This is a genomic window from Polaribacter litoreus, from assembly GCF_054584775.1.
Genome location: NZ_JBTLRD010000002.1, coordinates 31772 through 57302, shown reverse-complemented (window position 1 = coordinate 57302; position 25531 = coordinate 31772). Strand labels below are relative to the sequence as shown.

Annotated in this window: 20 protein-coding genes; 9 read left to right on the top strand and 11 right to left on the bottom strand. The window is 30.8% G+C overall.

What is annotated here, in order from left to right; genetic code table 11:
* Positions 1–197: 197 nt before the first annotated feature.
* Together ACW9UN_RS01430 and ACW9UN_RS01425 are read left to right on the top strand one after the other, a co-directional pair.
* Positions 198–1085: a metallophosphoesterase gene (locus ACW9UN_RS01430; protein ID WP_459483228.1), complete on the top strand. Its 888-nt coding sequence runs from the start codon at positions 198–200 to the stop codon at positions 1083–1085.
* Complete coding sequence (locus tag ACW9UN_RS01425) at positions 1086–1622, top strand: hypothetical protein (protein WP_459483226.1); 537 nt, start codon at positions 1086–1088, stop codon at positions 1620–1622.
* A gap of 50 nt (positions 1623–1672) precedes the next feature.
* Here the strand turns inward: ACW9UN_RS01425 and ACW9UN_RS01420 are convergent, their stop codons facing one another.
* On the bottom strand, positions 1673–3388 hold the full coding sequence (locus tag ACW9UN_RS01420) for a hypothetical protein (RefSeq protein WP_459483224.1): 1716 nt from the start codon (positions 3386–3388) through the stop codon (positions 1673–1675).
* Between the two features lie 188 nt (positions 3389–3576).
* Between ACW9UN_RS01420 and ACW9UN_RS01415 the strand changes: the two genes are divergently transcribed.
* The 7 genes from ACW9UN_RS01415 to ACW9UN_RS01385 all read left to right on the top strand — a co-directional run bounded on the left by ACW9UN_RS01415 (position 3577) and on the right by ACW9UN_RS01385 (position 10078).
* On the top strand, positions 3577–4863 hold the full coding sequence (locus tag ACW9UN_RS01415; protein ID WP_459483223.1) for an NAD(P)/FAD-dependent oxidoreductase: 1287 nt from the start codon (positions 3577–3579) through the stop codon (positions 4861–4863).
* Between the two features lie 7 nt (positions 4864–4870).
* A complete protein-coding gene (locus tag ACW9UN_RS01410) occupies positions 4871–5170 on the top strand; it encodes a hypothetical protein (RefSeq protein ID WP_459483221.1) in 300 nt (99 codons plus the stop codon).
* Between the two features lies 1 nt (position 5171).
* A complete protein-coding gene (locus ACW9UN_RS01405; protein WP_459483219.1) occupies positions 5172–5525 on the top strand; it encodes a hypothetical protein in 354 nt (117 codons plus the stop codon).
* Complete coding sequence (locus ACW9UN_RS01400) at positions 5522–6445, top strand: AraC family transcriptional regulator (RefSeq protein ID WP_459483217.1); 924 nt, start codon at positions 5522–5524, stop codon at positions 6443–6445. Before ACW9UN_RS01405 ends, ACW9UN_RS01400 begins: the two co-directional genes overlap by 4 nt.
* A gap of 151 nt (positions 6446–6596) precedes the next feature.
* Positions 6597–8753 (top strand): TonB-dependent receptor, encoded by a 2157-nt coding sequence (locus ACW9UN_RS01395; protein WP_459483594.1) that lies wholly within the window; start codon positions 6597–6599, stop codon positions 8751–8753.
* 249 nt (positions 8754–9002) lie between these two features.
* Positions 9003–9422 carry a DUF2141 domain-containing protein gene (locus ACW9UN_RS01390; protein ID WP_459483215.1) on the top strand — a complete coding sequence of 140 codons (420 nt, stop codon included), beginning with the start codon at positions 9003–9005 and terminating at the stop codon, positions 9420–9422.
* Positions 9423–9454: 32 nt separating this feature from the next.
* Entirely contained in the window at positions 9455–10078 is a 624-nt protein-coding gene (locus tag ACW9UN_RS01385) for a hypothetical protein (protein WP_459483213.1), read from the top strand.
* Between the two features lie 66 nt (positions 10079–10144).
* On the opposite strand, the gene ACW9UN_RS01380 is transcribed toward ACW9UN_RS01385, so the two are convergent.
* From ACW9UN_RS01380 to ACW9UN_RS01335, 10 genes are all read right to left on the bottom strand, one after another.
* Entirely contained in the window at positions 10145–11275 is a 1131-nt protein-coding gene (locus ACW9UN_RS01380; RefSeq protein WP_459483211.1) for an amidohydrolase family protein, read from the bottom strand.
* Positions 11276–11348: 73 nt separating this feature from the next.
* Entirely contained in the window at positions 11349–11873 is a 525-nt protein-coding gene (locus ACW9UN_RS01375) for a 3-hydroxyanthranilate 3,4-dioxygenase (RefSeq protein ID WP_459483592.1), read from the bottom strand.
* A 147-nt stretch (positions 11874–12020) separates the two neighbouring features.
* Entirely contained in the window at positions 12021–12797 is a 777-nt protein-coding gene (locus ACW9UN_RS01370; RefSeq protein ID WP_459483209.1) for an SDR family oxidoreductase, read from the bottom strand.
* An 82-nt stretch (positions 12798–12879) separates the two neighbouring features.
* Positions 12880–13119 carry a DUF6500 family protein gene (locus tag ACW9UN_RS01365; RefSeq protein WP_459483207.1) on the bottom strand — a complete coding sequence of 80 codons (240 nt, stop codon included), beginning with the start codon at positions 13117–13119 and terminating at the stop codon, positions 12880–12882.
* 74 nt (positions 13120–13193) lie between these two features.
* On the bottom strand, positions 13194–14666 hold the full coding sequence (locus ACW9UN_RS01360; protein WP_459483205.1) for an aldehyde dehydrogenase: 1473 nt from the start codon (positions 14664–14666) through the stop codon (positions 13194–13196).
* Positions 14667–14755: 89 nt separating this feature from the next.
* Positions 14756–15154, bottom strand: a complete 399-nt coding sequence (locus tag ACW9UN_RS01355) for a RidA family protein (RefSeq protein ID WP_459483203.1) — start codon at positions 15152–15154, stop codon at positions 14756–14758.
* A 1180-nt stretch (positions 15155–16334) separates the two neighbouring features.
* The gene (locus ACW9UN_RS01350) at positions 16335–17183 is read right to left on the bottom strand and encodes a cupin-like domain-containing protein (RefSeq protein ID WP_459483201.1); all 849 of its coding nucleotides are present in this window, start codon (positions 17181–17183) and stop codon (positions 16335–16337) included.
* 110 nt (positions 17184–17293) lie between these two features.
* Positions 17294–18391 carry a biotin synthase BioB gene (gene bioB / locus ACW9UN_RS01345; RefSeq protein WP_459483200.1) on the bottom strand — a complete coding sequence of 366 codons (1098 nt, stop codon included), beginning with the start codon at positions 18389–18391 and terminating at the stop codon, positions 17294–17296.
* A 41-nt stretch (positions 18392–18432) separates the two neighbouring features.
* The gene (locus ACW9UN_RS01340; RefSeq protein ID WP_459483198.1) at positions 18433–23307 is read right to left on the bottom strand and encodes a DNA repair ATPase; all 4875 of its coding nucleotides are present in this window, start codon (positions 23305–23307) and stop codon (positions 18433–18435) included.
* Positions 23308–23447: 140 nt separating this feature from the next.
* Entirely contained in the window at positions 23448–25517 is a 2070-nt protein-coding gene (locus ACW9UN_RS01335; RefSeq protein ID WP_459483196.1) for a flotillin family protein, read from the bottom strand.
* Positions 25518–25531 lie beyond the last annotated feature (14 nt).

Here is a 25531-nt window from a genome sequence, read left to right as displayed (position 1 = left end):
TGAATATATATTTTTTTTTGAATATACTATTGGGGGATAGTTTATTTAAAATAATAACCGGATTGTTTCTTAACAATTCGGTTTTTTTGTGTTTTAAATATATAAAATTAAAGTTTACCATATCAAAAATGAAAACATTAGCATTAATTTGATAGCCGTGCTTATTCCAATATCTTTGTAGCAAACAAAACCAAATAATGAAAAAACTACTTTTATTTTTAGTTTTATTAACTATCGGATTCGCTTGTAAAAGTTCCAAAAATGAATCGTTTAAAATTGGTGTTATTTCAGATTGCCAATATTGTAATTGCGATGTAAAATGGGATCGATATTACAAAAAATCGCCACAAAGATTAAAAGAAGCTGTAACAGAATTAAATAAAGATTCTTTAAGTTATACCATTCATTTGGGTGATTTTATAGATCAAAAAATGGCTAGTTTAGACAGTATTTTGCCAACTTGGAACAGTTTAAAATCGAACACTTATCACGTTTTAGGAAATCACGATTTTGATGTTGATGAGCTTAATAAAGAGAAGATTATTTCTAAACTAAACCTACAAAATAGATATTATAGTTTTATACAAAATGATTGGCGATTTATTGTTTTAGATGGTAATGATTTAAGTTTTCATGGTGCAATTTCTTCGGATAAAAAACAGCAAACAGACTCACTTTTTAATCTATTAAAAAACAAAAATTTACCTTATGTAAAAAAATGGAACGGAGCTTTAAGCAATAAACAATTAGCTTGGATAAAATCTGAATTAGAATTAGCAACCAAACAAAATCAAAAAGTTGGTTTTTATTGTCACTTTCCTATTTATCCTATAGACCAACATAATATCTGGAATAGAGAACAATTTTTATCGCTGATAAAACCTTATAAAAACGTAAAATTATTTTTTAATGGCCATAATCATGCAGGTGCATACGAGTTTGTAGATAATGTACATTACCTTACTTTTAAAGGTATGGTTGATACCGAAAACACCTCTGCTTTTGCAAAAGTAAAATTTAGCAAAGATACCGTTTTTGTTGAGGGTTTTGAAAGAGAACCTTCTAGAAAATTAGTGATTCAGTAAATGAATACATCAAAAAAATACAATTCAAAAAACTTTTTTAAACATACTTTTTGTGAGTTTCAACAAGTAGATAATTTTCATTTTCCAGAAAACACCAATTATAAAAGTAAATCTGAAAGCCTGTATTTTTATACTGATGAAGGAGTTTACAGAAAATCCAATCATTGGGGAAGAGTTGCCAATTGCAGATGGAAAATCAGTACTAATGATACTTACAAAAATCAAAAAACGATTATTGGTTTTGCAAAATGGTCAGATTTTCATCCTATAAATTCAACCGAAAAAAACTTTTGGATTGCTGTTAATTTCGATGATAAAACTGTAAAAATTCATCCAAAGAAAAAAGAAAATCAACAACATTTATTTAATTACTCAGAAGCTCAAAAAAGGGCTAAACAAATCAATCTTTTATTTAAAGATGATAAATGGACAAATTATTTCGACTTGCAAAAAGATCAATTGATCAAAGAAGTAATTTCAGTATTCATCAACTCCGACAAAAGTTTATCCACAATTAAAACATCTTTTAAATCATAAAAATCTCTCACTATGTTTATAATAATGAGCGTTTTTTATGATTCTAAAAATTACTGAATAATTCTTTTAAATATTTTAAATGCATTTAATTTTTTATCTACAGCCTTAACTAAATAGATTCCAGGTTTTAAATTTCTATTTTCTAATCTTTTACCCAAAATGCTATAAACTTCTAATGACACTTGATTATTTCTTGTAATAAACCTATTATTATTTTGATAAACAGCTTGTTTTTTTTCTAATAAATCATTCTCATCTAAAGACAATGTGTTACCTAAATTATCTATCGAAAACTTAGTTATAAAACTTCCGAATTTATTGGTTTCTAATGTTAAAGATTTGTCTAAAAAATCTACTGTTCCGTTTGTTAATAGCGGACCAGATATATAAAGATTGTTATTAAAGAATTCTAAATCGGTTCCAAAATTTTGACCAGGTATATTTCCAAAAGTATCATAGTATTTAAAAAATATTGCTTTAGAAAAAGCCCCAGTTGTATTCGAAAATTCGCTTACAAAGAAACCATTTTCTCCTTTTATTGTAGTTGCGTCTGTGTTTTCGCCACTTAAATCATAATTAGCAAATGATCTCAACCTTACATTTCCAAAAAGAATTGGATTACCGTCTACAATCTTTAAATCGTTGAGCATTTGAGTATAAATTGCAGATAAATTCGGTATTTGCTTCACCCATAAAAATTTATTGTTCTCGTCTAATTTTAAGATAAATATATCAGAGTATGAACCAGAAGCTTCTAAAGAATTGTTGATGGTTAAATCAGGATTCACATCAACAGAACCTTTAAATCTGCCAGCTATAAAAACATTTTTATCTGTATCTAAGGCAATTTTTGTAGGAAAAAAAGAAGAATAGGCAGTATTTACAGCTAATGTTTGTATGTCTGTTAAAGTTCCTGTATCAGAAAGGTTTATAATTTTTAAAGTTCTACTACTTCCACTTCTTGCTAAAAGAGCGGTATGAGTATCAGATATTGAAAAATCGACTAAAATTAAGTCTACGTTATCAAAACTTTTAAAACCTACGTTTACACCTTCAATTCTATCAATACGATTTTCTGTACCATTTAAATCGTACTGAATTAAAACAACGTCATTAAGAGTGCCGTTATTTGAAGACTGACTGATAATAGAAGTATTGTTTGATTCAAAACCAAAATCGACATTTCCTTTAAAAGTTAAACCAACATACAATTTATTATTATCTACTTTAATTTGATGAATATACTCATCAGCAAATCCATTTTGTTGCGTATCATAATCAAGAAATTCTTTATGCCATAAAACAGCGCCATTTGTATCATATTTAATAATAAAAGAATTGTAATTTTCTACAGAGTTACTGTTTAAAACTATCGAATCGTCTAAGTGAATAATTCCTTTATACCTTCCTGCCACATAAATGTTATCATTACCATCTATAGCTACATGAGTAATTGTAGATATTTCCAGTGGATTGTTGTTTACTTCTTCTGTTTTTAAAACCTTAGCCCAAAGTACATTACCTGCATTCGATATTTTTGTAATATAAGCATTTACATCTCCTGGGTGTTGGGTACTATGCGTAAAACCATTAGTATTTGGATAAAAATCAACATTACCAGATACTGCACCAACTGTAATAATATTTCCATTGGTGTCTATAGCTGTATCGTTTTGATTTACACTTCCAGTAAAATGAAGAGTCTGAGAATGAACACTAAAAAAATTAAGTGCTACAAAAACTGTAATAAATAGTATTTTTTTCATAAGTTATTTTTTTATGCTGTAAAATTAAAACTGATTTAAAGCACTACAATATCAAAATGTATAGGTTGTCGCTTTTTTTGTATGAATGACTTTTTAAATAAAAACCTATATGTTCTCTATAAGTTTTAAAGAAATAAAAATTTAAAAGTATTCTTTTCTGTAAATTTGTTTTTTTTTAAAATTCTACTATGAATATTCCACAATCAAGTTTTCCTAGAGTCGTAATTATTGGTGGTGGTTTTGCAGGTTTGGCAGCAGCAAAAGGTTTAGAAAAACAAGAACTGCAAGTAGTTTTAATAGACAAACACAATTATCATACTTTTCAGCCTCTTCTTTATCAAGTTGCAACAGGTGGTTTAGAACCAGATTCTATAGCATTTCCGTTAAGAAAACGTTTTAATGATGTAGAGAATTTTTACTTTAGATTAGCAAATGTTATCAAAATTAATCCTGATAAAAACGAAATTGAAACGTCTATAGGTAATCTAGATTATGATGAATTAATTATTGCAACAGGTTCTACAACCAACTTTTTTGGAAACAAAAACATCCAAAAAAACACCATGGAAATGAAATCTGTGCCACAATCTTTAAACATTAGAAGTCTAATTTTAGAAAATTTTGAAGAAGCACTTTTAACATCAAACTTAGAAGAAAGAAAAGCCTTAATGAATTTTGTAATTGTAGGTGGTGGTCCAACTGGAGTTGAGTTAGCTGGTGCTTTAGCAGAAATGAAAAAAGGAATTTTACCTAAAGATTATCCTGATTTAGATATTAGGCAAATGAACATTAATCTGATACAAAGTTCTGGAGAAATCTTAAAAGGGATGAGCGCAAAAGCTTCTGAAAAAGCCGAAGATTTCTTGATAAAATTAGGCGTTAATGTTTGGAAAAATTTAAGTGTTTTAGATTATGATGGTAAAATTGTAACCACTAATGGCGAAGATCATTTTAGAGCAGAAACTGTTATTTGGGCAGCTGGTGTAAAAGGAGAAATGGTTGATGGTTTACAAGCGGAATGTGTAATTGAAAGAGCAGCTAGAGTAAAAGTAAACGAATTTAATCAGGTTGTAAATCACCCAAATATTTATGCCATTGGCGATGTTGCTTGTATGGTTTCTAAAGAAAATCCTCATGGACATCCAATGATGGCACAACCTGCTATTCAGCAAGGAAAATTAGTGGCAAAAAATATCTTAGCTAAACTTTTTAATAAAAAACAAAAAGCATTTGTTTATAACGATAAAGGTTCAATGGCAACCATAGGACGTAATAAAGCTGTTGTAGATTTGCCAAAATGGAAATTTCAGGGAGTTTTTGCATGGTTTGTTTGGATGTTTGTGCATCTTTTTTCTTTAATTGGTTTTAGAAATAGAGCCATTGTATTTTTAAATTGGGTGTATAATTACATTCGTTTTGATAGAGAAACTCGATTAATTATTCGTCCTTTTAAAAAGAAAAATAAATTAATTTAAGAAAATTATGAGAAGTATAAAATGTCCAAATTGTGGAGTTTTTAACACCAATAAAGACTATTGTGAAAATTGTGGTCATTTAATCTCATATCAGAAAAAAAGGGAAATTAAAGTAGAAGAAGTTAAGCAAAAACAAATTAATGAAGCTAGGCACGAAATAGAAAATCCTAATTTAGCTGAGCGTTTAAAAAAACATCCTAATTTCTTTTTTAAAGCTGCTGGTTGGGTATTGTATTCTGTAATTACTGTGGTAAGCGTTATTGGTGCTGGTTTAGCTTGGTTTATTGCAATGGTTGCAGCTGGTTAACATGAATAAAAAATTATCTATCTATTGTATTTCATCAATCTTTTTTGGTATTACAATTTATCTTCTGCAATATTTTAATATTTCTTTACCCAAAGTCATCAATAATTATTTGAATGATTTTTTAATTATACCTATTGTACTTTATCTAAGTTTGTACTTTTTAAGATGGTCTAGAAATAATCCAAATTTCACTTTAAAAATGTCTATAATTCTATACATCTGTTGTATGTATGGTGTTTTATTCGAATTTGTTTTCCCCAATTATTTAGCAAGATATACCAAAGATTACATCGATATTATTTTATATTTTGCAGGTGGATTTATTTTCTACAAACTACAAAACAAACTCGATTGAAAAAACATCACCAAATCTCAAATACAACTGTTATCAGAATTTGTGATGTCATTGTGTATATTGAAGAAAATTTAGACACAAAACTATCCTTAGAAAAAGTTGCTCAAAAAGCCTTTTTTTCTCCTTATCATTTTCATAGATTATTTAAAGTTGTTACTAATGAAACTTTACAAAATTTCATCAATAGAAAACGAATAGAAAAAGCCGCTTCTTATTTATTACATCAAAAAGAAAAAACGGTAACAGAAGTTTCAGGGCTTGTAGGTTTTCTTAATTTGTCATCATTTTCTAAGTCTTTTAAAAAATTCTACGGAATTTCGCCATCCAAATTCAAAGAAGCAAGTGCTTATAAATTTAGCAAGATTAGCAAAACAGAAAGCAAGAAAGGACAAATTGAAATTAGTTTTGAGCAATATATTTGTAATATTAATAACGCATTAAATTGGTTAAAAATGAACACGAAACCAGAAATAAAAAAAACACCACGATTAGATTTAGCATACATTTCTCATAAAGGAAAAATAGAAGCAATTAGTAGTGTTTATAACAAATTAGTAAAATGGGCCACACCAAAAGGATTAATAAATGAGCAAACCAGAATGGTAACTATTTATCATGATAGCCCTAAAATTACAGACCCCAATAATATAAGAATGAGTGCTTGTATAATACTTAATGAACCTATAGATGATATAAATGGAGCTATAAATTTAAAAGTATTGCCCCCAACAAAATGTATCATTTCCCGATTCGAAATTGCACCTTTTCAATTTCAACAAGCTTGGGAATCTTCATTTGCTTGGATGTCAGAAAATGGTTACAAAAAAGCTATTGCAAATCCGTTTGAAATTTATTACAATGACGCAACAGAACATCCTGAAAATAAATTTATTGTAGATTTTTGTATTCCAATTGATTAATGTAATTGCGGTTATAATAACCCTTTAAAATTATAGAAATACACCTATATTTTAACGATACAATTCATCAATCAAAAACTACAACTCAGTATTTCTTTTTATTTTTTAACGTTTTATCAGAACATCTTTGTAGCATAAAAAATGAAATATGATGAAACGAATTTTATGCTTATTATTAACCATAACTCAATTTTCTTTATTTGCCCAAACCACAATTTCTGGTAAAGTTACAGACACCAAAAAACAACCAATTTTAGGCGCAAGTGTATATTTAGAAGGTACTTACGATGGAACATCAACCAACGAAAAAGGTGAATTTTCTTTTAAAACAGAAGAAATTGGTACACAAACCTTAGTCATTTCTTTTGTTTCTTTTGAAACTTTTGTAAAAATAGATGATGTTGCTACATTCAAAAACTTACAAATAAAATTAAGAGACGATGTAAATGCTTTAGATGCAGTAACTATAAACGCAGGTACTTTTAAAGCTGGTGAAAAAGCAAAAGTAACCGTTTTAAAACCTTTGGATATTGTTACAACAGCAAGTGCTGTTGGCGATGTTTTAGGAGCTTTACAAACCTTACCAGGAACTTCTGCAGCAGCAGAAGATGGTCGTCTTTTTGTTAGAGGTGGTAATGCAGAAGAAACGCAAATTTTTATAGATGGTGTTCGTGTTTTTACACCTTACAGTCCAACACCAAACAACACTCCAACTCGTGGTCGTTATTCTCCTTTTTTGTTCAAAGGAATTACCTTTTCTACAGGTGGTTATTCTGCTGAATATGGGCAAGCTTTATCTGGTGTTTTAGATTTAACAACCATAGACAAACCAGACCAAGAAAAAACAGATATTTCTTTAATGACATTGGGTGTTGGTTTGGGCAACACACAAATTTGGGATAACAATTCTTTAAGTATAAATACTTCTTACATAAACCTTGGTCCTTATACAGCTGCATTTCCAGATAGAAATCATTGGCTAAAACCTTACCAAACTGCAAGTGGAGAAGCTGTTTACAGACACAGTTTTAAAGACGATTCTATGCTAAAAGTATATGGCGCTTTTAGCTATACAGATTTAGATGTTATTCAAGAGGATATTAATTTCGAAGACGGATTTCGGTTTGGTCTACAAAACAGAAACCTCTACATAAATAGTACCTACAAGAATAAATTTGGCAACAATTGGAAAATAGAAAGTGGTATAAGTTTTACCAATGATCATTCTACCGTTAAAATTATTGATGATGTTGCAAACAACACAGAAAACTCGGCACATTTTAAAGTAAAAATAAGAAAACAATTTTCTAGCAGATTTAGAATTGCCTTTGGTTCTGAATATTTTATTACCGATTTTAACGAAGATTATACCCCAATAAACAATCAAAAATTTGAGTATGGTTTTAATAATAATCTATTTGCTTCTTTTGCAGAAACAGATTTCTTTTTCTCTAAAAATTTAGCCGCAAAAATTGGTATTAGAGCAGAAAATTCTGATTTACTAAACCAATTTACAATAGCACCAAGAGCATCTTTATCATACAAAACTGGTAAAAATTCGCAATTATCATTGGCTTATGGTCAGTTTTATCAAAATCCTAGCAATAATTATTTAAAGTTTCATCAAGATTTTAAAGCAGAAAATACTTCGCATTTAATTGCCAATTATCAACATACAAAAAAGAATCAAATCTTTAGAATTGAAGCCTATTATAAAGACTATAAAGATTTGGTAAAGTACGATTCAGAAATAGCTAGTTTCGATTCTAATTTTTCAAATAACGGATCTGCCTATGCCAAAGGAATTGATATTTTTTGGAGACAAAATCAAAAAATTAAAAACACAGATTATTGGGTTTCTTACTCATTCTTAGACACAGAAAGAGATTACAGAAACTACACAACCTCAGCAACACCTAATTTTGCATCTGCTCATAATTTATCGATTGTGGCTAAACATTGGGTAGAAAAATGGCAAAGTCAATTAGGTATTACTTACAATTTTGCGTCTGGTAGAACCTACACAAACCCAAATGAGCCCGGTTTTTTAAACCAAAAAACTAAAAATTACAATTCCGTGAGTTTAAACTGGGCGTATTTAATAGACCAACAAAAGATTTTGTATTTCTCTGTAAACAACGCTTTAGGCACTAAAAATGTTTTTGGCTACAATTATAAAAACACACCAAATACCAATGGAAATTTCGATAGGCAAGCCATTGTACCCAATGCAGACAGCTTCTTTTTTGTAGGCTTTTTCTGGACCATTAGCGATGATAAAAAATCGAATCAGTTAGATAATTTATAATATTTTTAGAAGCTATTTCCTGCTTTTCGCACTCGCTTCCCGATTAAAAATCGGGAGAGCTCAAACAAATGCTTCAATCAGGGCTAAACCAATCTATCAACAAATGGCAGAATTATAAATATAGTACTATTAAAGAACCTTAATAACAGTTCAGAAACAAAAAATTACAATTCGGTATGTTTCTTGTTTATTTAAAGCAAAAACATCAGATATTTGAATCATCAATCAAAAACAATAAAAAATAACATTATGAAAAAACTAATCCTAATCATCGTTTTTATCTTTAGCGGAATTTCATCAACAATTGCACAAGAAGAAACCTTTGATTTAACAGTTAACATATCTGGATTAAATTCTGACAAAGGAACTTTAATGGTTGCTGTTTACAACAAAAAAGAAGATTTCTTAAAAAAACAATTTAAAGGAAATCTGGCAAAAATTAAAAACAAAAAATCTGTGGTAGTTTTTAAAAATCTACCAAAAGGAGAATATGCAGTTTCTTTTGTACACGACGAAAATGACAATAAAAAAATGGACACCAATTTTCTAGGAATACCAAAAGAAGATTATGGATGCTCTAACAACGCAACAGGTTTTATGGGTCCTCCAAAATACGATGATGCAAACTTTCAATTATCTGAAAATAAATCTATAGACATAAAAATTTAAAAATATATTCACAAAAATCAATCTTTTATACAATGAAAAAATCAATCTTAATTATCGCTATTTTATGTACTGGCATCCTTGCTGCACAATCTAAATATCAAAAAGGAATGCAAAAAGCATTTGCACATTGGGAAAAAAACGAGATGGTAAAAGCTTCTCAACTATTTGAAAGAATCTCGAAAGCCGAAACAGAAAACTGGCTACCTGCCTATTATACTGCTTATGTAGAAGTTTTAAGCGCATTTGGAATAAAAGAGGAAAGTAAACTTAACGCAAAACTAAACAGGGCTCAAGAATTTTTAGATTTGGCAAAATCAAATTCAGAAAATAATCCAGAAATTATTGCTGCTCAAGCCTTACTAAATACAGCCTATATTGCTTTTGATGGTCAAAAATATGGCATGTCTTTATCTGGTAAAAATGCCCAATTATATGCAAAAGCACTAGCTATAGCCCCTAAAAACCCTAGAGTTATTTTGGCTAATGCAGAATGGAATATGGGAGCAGCTAAGTTTTTTGGAAAATCTACCAAACCCTACTGCGACCAAATTAAAAAGGCTATTGAATTGAGTAAAGAAGAAAAAATAGATATCGAATTCTATCCTAAATTTCAACTAAAAAGAGCTGAAGAAGTTTTACAAAAATGTGAAGGATAGAAATTAGTTTTCAGTTAGCAGTTGGCAGTTGGCAGTTAAAACAGACTGGCAACTGCTTACTGATTTTTAACTAAGAATTTTATCAATTAAATTTTGTTTTGCAACTTCATCATCACCAAAAAGCCATTGCAACACATTATCTTCCCAAATTTGACCTTTTTCTACTTCAGAAATAATATTTTTTTCGATAGCTAGATCTAAAATTTTACCAGGATAAGAAGATTGTTTATCACTTTCCATTTCTCCTAAAGGATAAGGGTCGTCTAAGCCCATTAACACTTGTTTGGTTCCTTGTCTTTGTAACATCAATTTTAATGAATCTGTATCGTGTACTAAAGTATCAAAAAAGATATTTTTATGCCCCACAGCTTTTCTAGGATGGTATTTACCTTCAAACAAATCGGGTCTGCCATCAAAACCTTGAATTCTTCTTCCTAAGTTCATTTGTGCCAATTGACCTCCGTGCGCAAAACAAGTTCTAATATTTTTAAAACGTTCTTGCATTCCGTTTAACGTATAAAAATGATAAGCATCTCCACATTGTGCCAGCATCCAAATTAAATGAAAACGCCAATTGGTATTTTCTAATTTTATCATTTTATCTCCATCATAAGGATGAATTTCAATGGCCAATTTATATTGATCTGCCAATTCAAAAATTCGGTCATTTTCTTTATCAAAAACACATCTCCATTGTCCAATAGAATCCATAAAATGTGTGGGCAAACAAAGTACTTTTAAATCTAATTCTTCTACACAACGTTTAATTTCGTCTAGAGCACCATAAATAAAACCAGGATGAACCACAAAACCGCAAGTAAACTTACTTGGATGATTTTTTTGAATCTTAGCATTAAAATCGTTTTGAAAACGCAAAGCTTTTTTCATCTCTTCTAAACGCAAACCATTACCATATAACTGAGAAAGATTCAGCACAACAGCATGATCTAGTTTATTTCTTTCCATCCATTTTAGCTTTTCATCTAAAAAGAAACTAGAATCTGTTACAGGTCTTTTCCAGCCTTTTTGCAACATGTGTTTTCGCTCATCATCTACCCAAAAAATTTCTTTTTCTTTCATAAACTGAGGAATTTCTTCTGGATAAGGCAACAAATGCGAATGTCCGTTAATGCGTAATTTACGAAGCCCCCTATCCCCCAAAGGGAGAACATTTTTGTTTTCTAATGGATTTGACATTCTATTTTCATTTTTAATTTTATTGTTTAGCTTTTCGTGCTGAATTCCTTCCCTTTGGGAAGGTTAGGATGGGCTATTTTTTTGGAGCTTCCATTACAGTTCCACAATTATCACAAGTGCATTTTTCTTTATCAGAATAAAATTTATCGAAAATAATAGGCATGTCTGTTTCTATATTATCGAGTTTAAATTCTTCTCTATACAATTGATTTCCGCAATTTTCACAATACCATTCTAAAGCATCTAACATACCTTCTGAACGTGGATATTCGATAACCAAACCTACTGTATTTTCTTTTCTTTGTGGTGAATGTGGTACTTTACCTGGCAGTAAATAAATATCGCCTTCATTAATTTCTACATCAATCTGTTTGCCTTTATCGTCTATGATTTTTAAAATCATATTGCCTTCTAATTGATAGAAAAATTCTGGTGTTTCGTTATAATGATAATCTTTTCTATTATTTGGCCCACCAACAACCATAACAATATATTCGCCATTATCCCAAACTTGTTTGTTACCTACAGGTGGTTTTAATAAATGACGATGTTCATCTATCCATTTTTTAAAATTTATTGGTTGTACTAGATTCATAATAAGCCCATCCTAACCTTCCCAAAAGGAAGGAACTCCAATCTGGGTGGGAATTGGAATTCTTGATTAATATTTTTTTAAATTTCAATTACTAATGTAATTATTTTTCAGAACTTAATTCCCTTCCCTTTGGAAGGGTTAGGGATAGGCTTACAAACTTTTTGTTCTTCCACCATCTACAGGAACGTTAATTCCGTTAATATAACTTGCTTTTTCACTAGCCAAAAACACAATAGCATTTGCAATTTCTTCTGGTTTTGCAAAACGTTTTGCTGGTGAAGCATTCATCATAATTTCTGCTACTTTTTCTACTGCTAAGCCAGTTTTTTCTGCTTTATTTTTAATGATTTCATTTAAACGTTCTGTATTCGTGGCTCCTGGTAAAACATTATTTACGGTTATCCCAAATTCGCCCAACTCATTTGCCATGGTTTTAGACCAACTTGCAACTGCTCCACGAATTGTATTACTAACTCCTAAACCCTCTAAAGGTTGTTTTACTGAGGTAGAAATTACATTAATTACTCTACCAAAACATTGCGTTTTCATAAATGGAGCCACAGTTTGTACTAAAATATGATTGCATTTTAAATGTTGGGTAAATGCTCTTTCGAACTCACCAATTTCTGCATTAAAAATTGGACCTCCTGCAGGACCTCCTGTATTATTAACCAAAATATGAAACTGTAAACTTGATGTTTCTAACACTTTTTTTAACTCATCTGGCTGCGAAAAATCTGCAACTAAATAATTATGTTTTTGGTCTGAATTTGGCAATTCTGCTAAAACTGATTGCAATTTATCTTCGTTTCTGGCTAACAATGTGATATTTGCACCCTCTGCTGCTAATAAAATTGCAGTTGCTTTACCTATGCCTTGTGTGCTACCACAAACTAATGCGTTTTTGTTTTTAAGTTCTAAATTCATAAAAAGCCCATCCTAACCTTCCCAAAGGGAAGGAACTTTAAACTGGGTGGTTAAAGTTTTGTTGTTATTTTCATAATATTGCTCACTCCCTCCCTTTGGGAGAGCTGGGGTGAGCCTTAATCATTTGCTTAATCTTAACCGCTTTTTCAAAATGATCTAATTGATGCGTTTCTATCCACCAAGTGGCAACTTGCATTAATAATTTTGGATTATCGTTTTTATTTTTGAAAAAAGCATAAAAAGACAAACCAACATTTTCTCCTTTTTTGGCAATTTTATCATTACAAACTTGAATGATTTTTTCTTTGATTTCTTTATTCATAGTAGCCCCACCTAACCTCCCCAAAAGGGAGGAACTCAAACTGGAATCTGAGTTTTTATTATTTATAAACTTGCTCACTCAATCCCTTTGGGGGAGTTGGAGTGGGCATTATATTCAATACATATATTCTTTGGTTCTGTAAAAAATCTGAGTGCTTCAAAACCACCTTCACGTCCAACTCCACTATTTTTAACTCCACCAAAAGGGGTTCTTAAATCTCTTAACAACCAAGTATTTACCCAAATAATGCCTGTTTGTAATTGTTTTGAAAATTGCATGGTTCTGTTTAAATTGTTTGTCCAAAGCATTGCTGCTAAACCATATTTGGTATCGTTGGCTAAAGTTAAGGCTTCTTTATCGGTTTTGAATGAAATTAATGTTACTACTGGACCAAAAATTTCTTCTTGATTTAGTTTGCATTTATTGTCTTTAACTTCAATAATTGTAGGTTGTAAATAGTAACCGCTTTCAGCACCTTTTACCACTACTTTTTTACCACCAAAAATTATTTTAGCGTCCTCTTTTTCTGCACTATCTATGTAACTTTTTACTTTTTCTAAATGTTCTTTGGATACTAAAGCGCCTAAATCTGTATTTTCTTCTGATGGATGACCAATTTTTAACTTAGATACTTTTTTGATAAAATCTGTTTTAAACTTTTCATAGATTTTCTCTTCAACTAAAATTCGACTGCCACACAAACAAATTTGCCCTTGATTGGCAAATGAAGCACGAACAGTGGTTGCTAACATTTTATCATAATCGCAATCTGCAAAAATAATATTCGGATTTTTACCTCCTAATTCTAAAGATACTTTCTTGAACATTGGTGCTGTAATTTTAGCAATATGCGCTCCTGTTTTTGTACCTCCTGTAAACGAAATTGCTTTGATGTTTGAGTGTTCTACAATTGCTTGACCTGTAGTTGCCCCTAAACCATGAACAATATTTAAAACTCCTTTTGGTAGGCCAGCTTCGTTACAAATTTCGCCTAATAAAAAAGCTGTCATTGGTGTAACTTCACTTGGTTTTGCAACTACGCAATTGCCTGCTGCAATAGCTGGAGCAATTTTCCAAGTGAATAAATAGAGAGGTAAATTCCAAGGAGAAATACACCCCACAACTCCTATTGGTTGACGTAATGTAAAATTAATGGCATTTAACCCCACACTTTCATGAGCTTCTGTAGAAAACTGTGTAATGGCATTTGCATAAAATTGAAAATTACTTGCTGCTCTTGGTATATCTACTTGTTTTGCTAGACTTATTGGCTTTCCATTATCTTTAGATTCTGCTGCTGCTAAAAATTCTATTTTTTCTAAAATTAAATTGGCTATTTTAGATAATATTTTACTTCTTTCTTCTAAGGTAGAATTACTCCATTTTGGAAAGGCTTTTGCTGCAGCTTGGTAAGCTTTTTCTACATCATCTTTAGATGAATTTGGTGTTTGAGAATATATTTCTCCATTTGAAGGATTATAGTTATCAATCCAATTATCTTGAATTGGATTTACAAATTCACCATTGATGTAGTTTTGAATTTTCATTTCATTAAAAGATTAAAGAAAAAAGAAGAGAGAAAAAGACCACTGCAATCTTTATTATAGACGCTCTATTCTTTATTATTAATATTCAATTATTCTTTTTTATAAGCTGTTACCTTAATCTCAACAACCAAATCTGGATGTGGTAATTGATGCACAGCCACTGTTGTTCTTGTAGGACCTGATTCTTTTTCAAAAAACTCTGCATACGCTTTATTGTAATCTGCAAAATCGTTCATATTTACAAGAAACGAGGAAACATCTACGACATCTTGTAAACTTGCGCCCACAGTTTTTAAATTTTTATCGATGTTTTCTAAAACTGCTTTTGTTTGCAAGTATGCATCTAATTTTTTTGTTCCCATTTCATCAATAATAACAACACCTGCAATGCTGTTGTCTGCTCTTCTTGAACTTGTTCCTGAAACAAAAATAAAATCGCCCACAACTTTTACGTGTGGATATGCGCCTCTTGGTGTTACTTTACTCATTTGTTATACTGTTTTTTTAATTTTAAAACGAACAATCTATTGGTACTAAATTTAATACTTTTTCAATAAACTAAAACCAACAGGCTTTTAACTAATGATATTCGAAAAGAAAATAGCAAATTTTTACCTATAAAACACTTTTAAACAGACAATTACCTTATGAAAGATATAAAGAATTTAAAGTTATTTTTAATGTCGATTCTTATTGTTCTTGTAACTAAAAATAAACGCTGCTATAGATAAAAACATTATTGTTAAGGTTCGTTGCAGTTTTGCATGCAAAGAACTTCCAAAGATAATTCAAAAAAGAAAAAAGCAACTACTTGTGATTCAGAACTAATTCGTTTTTTTAAATGTTTACGTCTTTAGTTCTCTAAAATTGTTGAAACTTTCCAAATAAAGGTCCTGAAAAGGGAGCAGCACTTTTGTTTTTGGTTACAAGAATTATACTGTTAAAAAACCAGTTTTAACACCCAATTTAAAGAGGCTGTATAAAGAATTTATTACGCTATCATTTTAGGTCAAAGTCACAAAATAATAGCTTTATTTTACAATAAATATTTTTTTATAATCGAAATGATAAGTTCTAAAAGTTTAAGACAGTTTTTGTCTTTCTTACCTATGGATTCAGTTTCTTTTTAATTAAAAAGAACGATTTAAAAACGAAACATACGTATATCTTGTATTACACTTATCGCAAGCGTATGAATGTGTGCCAGGAATTACACGAATAATTCCGTTTCGCCTCATTCTATATCTCGATGTCGATTTACATTTAGGACAAGCTTTCATAATTAGAGGTATTTAATGCTTTTACAATGCAATTTAACTTATAATCAATCAATTACACTATACATAATTGACTTAAATCTTTTCATTTTTATTCTTTTAAAAGGGAGATTTTGAATATAACTAGTCATCTAAACACATATAATTAAATAATGTTTATACTCTTAACGTTCTATTGATGATGGAGAACCAGGTATACTGGGCATTGCATTTATCGCAACCGTAACTTTTTGCACCGGGTATTAGTTTTACAACTCCTTTTCTTTTTAATCTGTGTCTGGACACAGATTTGCATCTTGGACAGGCTTTCATAGTTTAGCAATATTATTCGGTTTGGTAACACCGAATTTAATACAAAAGAGTTGCTTATGCTAATTATTAATAATTATTATCAATTATTTAATATTGCCTGCTTATTTTTCCATTCTATCCAATTTTGTCCTTTAATTTTTCTCATTAAATTATCTAAAGATCGCATTATAAGCACATTATAAATTGCTTTACCTAAATTTTTAGGATTTCTAGCTAGTGCTCTTAGGCTCATAGAAAAACCAGGTGTAACATATTTCATATAGTGCCAATATCCTTCTGGCATATACAACATATTTCCGTGTTTTAAAGTCGTTTTAAAACCCTCTGCTTTTTTTAAGTTAGGCCATTTATTAAAATCAGGGTTAGAAAAATCAATATCTTCTCTTGTAATTAACGAAAAAGGGATTTTATATAAGTGTTTATTTTGTTGTTGATCGAATAAAATCACCTCTTTTTCTCCTTCGAAATGGAAATGGAAAATATTTGCTAAATCGATATCATAATGCATAAAGGTATGTGAATCTCTACCACCAAAAAACAACATTGGTAAGCCTTTTAGCAACCGAACACCCAAATCAGGATACAGAAAATCTTTTTGTAGTATTGGTACTTCTTTTAAAATATTCCACAGAAAAATTCTAAATTTTGTAGGCTCACGTTTTAATAAATCAACATATTCAGCCATCCTCATTGTTGCATGAGGCTCGTTAAAACCGTCTTTGTAATCTACTGGCCTATCATCATACAAAGGAACTATTTTATCACCAGCAACCCTTTTCATATAATCTAAGCTCCATTTAGAATATGCTGGCCAGTCTTCTGTAAAATTCTCAATAACTACTGGCTTTTGAGGTTTAAAATATTTTAGAATAAAATCTTCTTTAGTTATCGTTTTTACACGATCTACTTTTGATAAGTTTAAAGACATTACTTGAAAATTTAGAAAACAAAATTAATAAAATGTTATAAAATTGTTATGTAAAAGAAAACCATCCTCTAAAAATAGACGATGGTTATGAAGTAAAGGTTGTATATTATCTAAATTTTTACTGCTTTTCCTTTTTGTTTTGCAGCTTCATTTCTTTCAATTTTATGATCTGGTCTCGTCCATTTCGGTTTTTCACCTAACGCTTCAAATTGAGAGTCTTTTGCCTCTACAGTTTGTGGTTGTACTTTTTTTGTAAACGGTTTTTGTGGTTGTAATCCTAACAACTCAAACATTTTCATATCCTCATTTACATCAGGATTTGGAGTCGTCAATAATTTATCACCTGCAAAAATAGAATTCGCCCCAGCAAAGAAACACATGGCTTGTCCTTCTCTACTCATTTGCGTTCTTCCAGCAGATAAACGCACTTGGGTTTCTGGCAACACAATTCTTGTAGTAGCAACCATTCTTATCATATCCCAAATTTCAACTGGTTTTTCATCCTCTAAAGGCGTACCTTCAACAGCTACTAATGCATTAATTGGAGTGGATTCTGGTTGTGGATTTAAAGTTGATAACGCTACTAACATTCCTGCTCTATCCTCTGCAGATTCTCCCATTCCAATAATTCCACCAGAACAAACAGTTACGTTTGTTTTACGCACATTATCTATGGTGTCTAATCTGTCTTGATATCCTCTTGTAGAAATTACTTCTTTATAATATTCTTCTGATGAATCTAAATTGTGGTTATAGGCATACAACCCAGCTTCTGCCAAACGTTGTGCTTGGTTTTCAGTAACCATACCTAAGGTACAGCAAACTTCCATATCCAACTTGTTGATACTTCTTACCATTTCTAACACTTGGTCAAACTCTTCACCATCCTTTACATTTCTCCAAGCAGCTCCCATACAAACTCTAGAACTACCAGCCTCTTTAGCTCTTAAGGCTTGTGCTTTTACCTGATTTATCGTCATTAAATCATTACCTTCTATATTAGTATGATATCTTGCTGCTTGAGGACAATAACCACAGTCTTCAGAACATCCACCAGTTTTTATCGATAATAAAGTAGATACTTGTACAACATTTGGATTATGTTGTTTTCTATGGATGGTTGCAGCTTCGTATAACAAATCCATTAAAGGTCTGTTATAGATTTCTAATATTTCTTCTTTCGTCCAGTTATGTCTTACTTCGCTCATAAATATTGCTTCATTGATGCCTCAAAAATACGTTATTTGATTTATTTCTCTAATCCTTTTTTCAAAACTTCTTGTATTCCTCCAAGATGTTCGCTGAATTGCATCATTTGTGCTAGCACCTGTGCCATTTCATTTGCGTTACCAAAACCTTTTAATTTGTTGTTTTTTACAAAAGTAGTTTTAATCGTTTCCCAACGTTGTTTTTCATCCGAAGTTAATAAACCACCCAATTCTTTATATTTTAATAAATTGGATTCTGCTGCACTTGTTAACGTTTGCGATTCATTTTCATAATGAGAGCTCAACAAGGTTTCTAGCTCTTTATTGTTCATAATCGGAACAATTTTAGCTACCAATTTATTCATGTCCCTATATGAACCTTGCAATTTGAATACAGGTTCTGTTCTGTTTTGTTCATCCATTGCAGCCGATTTTATGTAGGCAGCATTTACTTCCATCACTCGATCTCTAACAATCATTACTTTTTCTAAAACAGACAGATAATCGTTCAATTCTTGTTTGGTATAATTTCCTTTAAGTTCTATTCCTTCTCTGTTTCCTGTTTCTACAATTTTTATCAATTGATAAATATCATCAAAATGAGTATTGGAAACCTGACTTAGAATAGGATTTGAGGTCAACGAATTTTCAATCAAACTCATTTTAAATAACGATTCAGTATCACCAATAATATCACCCAGATTGTAAATATCTGCTCTGTTGGCTAACATATCTGGAATTTGAAACTTATCTCCACTTTCTGTATATGGATTCCCAGCCATAATTACACAGAATTTTTTATCTCTAAAATCGTAGGTTTTTGGTTGTCCATTATACACTCCTTCAATTTTACGAGTTCCATCTGCCAAAGAAATAAATTTTTGCAAAAACTCAGGATTACAATGCTGAATATCATCTAAATACAACATTACGTTGTTTCCCATTTCAAAAGCTAAATTCAACTTTTTCAATTCTTCACGAGCTGCAATATTGTTGGCAGACATTGGATCTACAGACGTAACTTCGTGCCCAATTGCTGGCCCATTTATCTTCATAAAAATGAATCCTAATCTATTTGCTAAATATTCCATCAAAGTAGTTTTTCCATAACCTGGAGGAGAAATCAACAACAACATACCCATTCTGTCTGTACGTTTATTGCTACCCACACTACCTAATTGTTTGGATAAATTATCTCCAAAAAGTGGCAAATACACTTGGTCTATCAACTGATTTCTTACAAAAGAAGTCAATACTCTTGGTAGGAATTCTTCTAACTTTAAAGCCTCTTTTAAATCTTCAGTAACCTGGTGTTTTTCTTTTTTATATTGATGAAATCCAGAAACTTCAACATTAGAAAAATGATTTAATTGGGTTACAAATTTGTGATAATCGAAATGCAGTTCTTGGTCTTTTATAGATGGATGATTGCCTGACAAATCTGTAATGATTGCCTCTGCCTCTATATTTATAATATTTGTTGCAGATTTATCTTCATACAAAAACAAACATACCACTTCATAAATATAAGCTTCATCATTTATATGTTTCGATTTAATGAAAGATGATATCCATTCTGTTGCCAAATCAATTTTATAAGCTTCGTTTTTTATTAATTGAATTTCAGTTCTTAAATTCTGGACATTCTTTTTATCTTGAATTGCTTTTGAGAATTCCTCAAATAAATAAATTGCTTTCTGACTTACAGAAAATGACGTTTCGTTACTCAATTCCTCAAACAAATATGTTGCAATTTCTACTTGAAGCGATTCATTAAATTCATCAATATTTACTAATGTTTCAGTAAACGTAGTGTGAATTGATTTGCCTAAATCTTCTAACAACTGAAAATGACTTTCACTTTTAGGAAAAAAGCTCAACACTTCTGCTGATGCTTTTATTTTATCAGTATAATAAGTTCTTTTTTCTTCGGATAAACAATGCCAAAACAATTGTGCAAACGCTCGTATTTTTGGTTGAAACTTTAACAGACCTAAAGAGTTTTCTTTGACCAAAAAGGTTTTTAAAATTTTAAATGCGTCTAAATCGTGAACTCCTTTTGTATAGCCTTCTGTATAACTTTTTGAAGCTACACTTTTTACTAGATTCAGGATTTCTTCATCATTTAAATTGTATAATTCTTCTACATTATTTTCTTGAGTAATTCTATATGCCAAATAGGATGAACGATACACATTTTCGTTTTCTGAAACAAAAGATTGATCCCAGTATTTCTCTGATTTCAACAGCACTTCATTTTCAATTTCTTGGTAAAAATCTGTACCTGTTAAATGGTAAAAAAGTGTTTTATCTTTATAAACAATCGTTAAATCTAATACTTGTTTGTTAACCCCAAATTTATGTTTCCCAAACTTGATGACGTTTTCGCCATCTTCATATAAATCTTGTTTGTCTTTTAATTTTCGGGTAGCATCTTCTTTGGCAGTTTTTAAACCAGTTTCAATCATTTCTGCTTTTCCACCATCATCTAAATCATACAATTGAGTGATGATGTCTCGCAATTTTCCAATCATTAAATCGGATGCGAAATACCCATTAATTTCATTCTGAAGTTTAAAACTTTCTGCTTTTTTAACAACGCCGTTTAAAATACGTTTGGCAGCAGTTTCTAAAGCAACCGCTTTTTTATTTCTGGCTTCAATAATGCTACTTTTTCTTGCCTGAAACGCATTATAAACCTCTTCTCTTTTTTCTAGAATATCAGCAATAAATTCGTCATAATCTGCAAATCTACCTTCTAAATCTTCCAATTGAATCGCTACTTTATTTAGCAATTCATCTGTTTTTTCAGGAGTTGTAGCAATGTCTAAATAGTTGACAATACTTTGATCTATCAACTTAATCTTGGCTGCAAAATCTGCGCTAGCTTCAGCTGAACTTAAACTCTTTATTTTATTCTTAATTCCAGCTTTTAATTGATTGATTGTTGAAAATATCAACGAAATCGCATCAATAATTTTTGTGGAATGTGAGGTGTCTTCAATTTCTAAATTAGAAACAATTTCTATCAGTAATTCTAAATCAGTCACAATCTGGTTTACCTCTTTTTCTAAGGCTTTTGCAACGATTACTTTGCTTATTTTTTCTAATTCTGTCTCTTTTTCAGCAACCCTTTTATGATAAGGCAATAATGCTTTTTCATCTAACAAAAAAGCCACACATCTTTGAGAAATGGTATCAGCCTGTTGCGTTAATTCTTCCTCTAATTTTTCTAAATAGGCAACATCAACGTAACGTACTTCCTTAAAGCCGATAATTTCGCCTCGTAAAGTTCTTACTTGGGATAATGCTGCTACAAAATCATCAATAATTTTGAACGATGTACTTTTTATTTTGCTAAAAAAACGATTTGTTTTTCCAGAAATTTCTTCTGTTATTTTTTTCGCGTTTTTACGCAATTGCATCACTTTATCAAACTCATCAATCGCTGAATTTGCGGCTGCATTTATGGCTTTTAGTGGAACTGATAATTCATAAGTTTTGGGTTCGTTAATCCAATAATAACTATCAATAATATCTAATGAATTTTTGGCAATATCTTCATATAAGCCATCGTAATTGTCCTCTTTATTTAAGAGCGTAATTAGCACTTGGCATTCTGCCATTGCTTTTACAACGTCTTTATTTCCAATTTTATAGAGTAAAGAATCTTTATGTTCTGATGGTATTTCTGCACCTTGAATAAATGGTGTTTGCCAAATCTGAATTACATGATGGCGCGTTTGCTCGTCATCTTTAAAATAACAGAGTTCTCCATTTTTTAAGAAGGTAAATCCGTTGCAAATAATTGGTGTATTTACTTCTTGTTCGATAACATTGTACGACATCAAGACATATAAACCTGTTTTTTCTTGATAAAAAACATAGAAGAAATCTTCTCCATTTTGAGACGTAATTTTATCCTGAAATTTTAAATCAGAGATTTGATTATCGAAGATTTTAAACGCTCCAGATTGCAAATAATATCCGTTCGAAAAAATAATTCCTTGATCATTAGGTAACAAAACTGCAGCGTCTTTTATGGCGTCGATTTTCTTAACTTCTTGAATTTTATGATTATAGACAAAATAACGAGTTGCTTCTTGAAATGGTTTTATTTCTAAAACAATCAAGTTTCCTAAATCTGCAAATCGGTATTGCCCATCGTCTAAAGTCTGATCTGGATGGGTAACTGGCTCATCATAAATACCTTTTCCGTCTTCGGTATTATTCTCAATTTTTATGGTTAAATCTCCTCCAACTGTTTCTACAAAAACCTTATCTAAAATGCCAATATGAGGATGTTTCCCATAGAAATGCATATCTCTGGTTACCTCTTGCCATTGATATTCGTGCTGATTTGGGAATTTAAATTCGTGATCACTTCTATTATCAATATAGGTTAATGTGCTATCACTAATTAACCATTTAAAGGTTTTGATATCACTAGTACTTTCACTCAATTGAAAAACCATATGTAAATAATTGCCAATAATGGCGAATTTGCTAAAAATGGTATTTCTGTAATATTTATAAAGATTTGTAAAATCTCTGACGAAAGTTTCGTTTTCTAAAAGACTTAAATTCTTGTTGACGAATTGGGTTCCATCATAGGTGTAAATACTGAATACATCATTTAATTTGATGGTGGTTCGTAAACCAAAATGCACATTGTAGCCAAAAATACTTAGATCGCCAATCGTAATCATATCTCTAGCAATACAGCTATTTTCTGTATTGATTCTGTTGTTTGCAATCAGTTTTGTTTCTACACTACCAAAAACTTTTGATCGTTCTTGGTTTAATTGCCCAAGTCTGCTTTGCAGTGCATCTTTCTGTTTTTGAAGACGACTTTGAATAATTTCGTAGGTGCCTTCTTCGAGAATAGTGTTTTTATTTTTTTCTTCTTTTTGCATTTGGATTTTTGAAAGATTATTCTTTTTTCCATCCTGCAAGGTTTCAAAAACCTTGTAGGTTTAAACCGAATTTTATGAAGAGTTTGAAATACCTACAAGGTCAAAAAAAAGACCTTGTAGGATATATGGTATGATTAAATCTAACCCAATTTCTTATCATCCAGACCTAAACTTTTGGCTAAATTTAGGAGGTTAGAAAACAAATTACTTTCTTGCTTATCTGAAGTTTTTGATTTTAAATCCATTAAAATACTCGCTACAGAAAGATTTTTTAAATCTTCAGAAGACACATTGTATTTCGTAGCAAAATCTCTTACTTTTTCTAGAAGATTTCCTTTAACATCATTACTTCCTAAAATAGCATCTTTAACATCTTGAATATTATCTGAATGTTGCACTAATCTATCAAAACCTTTTGCTTTGGTAATTTGCCCAACAATTTGATCGAAGAACATCGTTTCTCCACCAACAATATCAATATTAGCCGCTTTTAACGCTTCTGCAATTACACTTGCTTGTGCATCTGCAATATCCTTTTGAATATTAATTTCAGCTAAATCAACTTTTAATTCTTTATCTAAACGCAACTTGAATTCTTCGTGCTCTTTACCAACACCATCCAGTTTTTTCATTGCATTTGCTTTCTCTTCAATTCCTGCAGCATCCGCTAAAGCTTTTTCTTTGATTACAGCTGCTTCTGCCATTCCTTCTTTTTCAACGGCAACTGCTTTTGCTTCAATTCCTGTTGCTTCTGCTTTAGCTTTTTTCTCAATAATTATTGCTTCAACCAAACCTTCACGTTCGTGTGCATCTGCCTTTGCGTGCATTACTTGTGCTTCAGACATACCAATTACAGCTTCTTCTTTAGCAGTTGCTTCTGCCAAAATCTTACGTGCTTCAGCCTCTTTTTCGCTAGCTTGCTTTTTCGCTAAAGCTTCAATATTAATTTCTTCAGCTTGTTGAATTGCTGCTTGTTTCTGTGCTTCTGCAGCTTTTGTAGTTTTAATTAATGCTTCTTCTGCATCAGCTTCTGCTAAGGTAATTTTTACTTGTTTATCTCTATCCGCAGTTTTAAAAGCTTGAATATCTTTCATATTTTCTTGCTCTTGTACTACGCCTTTTTCTAATACAACACGATCACGAATTACATCTTGAATGTTCTTTTTCTCAACCTCAACTACTTTCTCTTTTTCTATCTGTGCTAAAGTTACAATTCGTTCTCTTTCAGTAGCTTCTAACATTCTATCTTTTTCTACTCTTTCGGTTTCAACTGCATCTGTTCTTTGTTTATTTTTAGCAGCTACAATTACTTGACGTTGCATATTTTCTTCGGCAACTTGTAATTTTTCTTCTGTAGAAATTCTGGCAGATTCAGACTTTAAACGCTCTTCTTCAGATACTTTTAAAATATTAGCTTCTTCTCTAGATTTAATATTGGCAACTTCTCTTTTTTGTTGTTCTTCTTTTTCTGCCAATTGCTTGTCTAATTCTAAAATCGCTTCACGTGCTTCAACATCTTGTTTTCTAATGGTTTTTTGCTCATCACGCATAATTAAATTCGACTTTACATTTTGAGCCGCAGTTAATTCCGTGATTTTTTTAATTCCTTCAGAATCTAAAATATTATCTGCTTTTAAGAATGAAACTGGAGTTTGCTCTAAATAATCAATAGCACAATCCTCTAAAGTATAGCCATTTAAATCAGTGCCAATAATATCTACGATTTCATCTCTAAACTCTCTTCTAGCTTCATATAGTTCTATAAATTCAAACTTTTTACCAACCGTTTTTAAAGCTTCTGAAAACTTTGCTTCAAATAAATCTTCTAATGTTTTTATGTCTGATGCTCTGCCACATCCAATAGTTTGTGCAACTTTTTTAATGAATTCAATTTCATTATTTACACGTACAAAAAAGGCAACTTTAATATCTGCGCGCATATTATCTTTACAGATTAAACCTTCATTACCCAATCTTTCAATTTGAATTTTCTTTACAGAAATATCCATAATTTCTACTCTGTGAAAAACGGGTACTACATATAAACCTTTATCTGTAGCTACTTTGGTTCCTCCAAAACCTGTTCTTACAAGCGCATCTCCTTGCGGAATTTTTTTGTAGAACATTGCAATAATTGCAAAATAAACAATAACGAGGAATAGTATAAGTCCTAAACTGATTCCTATAATTCCTAATAATCCTTCTGGCATAATTTTTTTTTGTT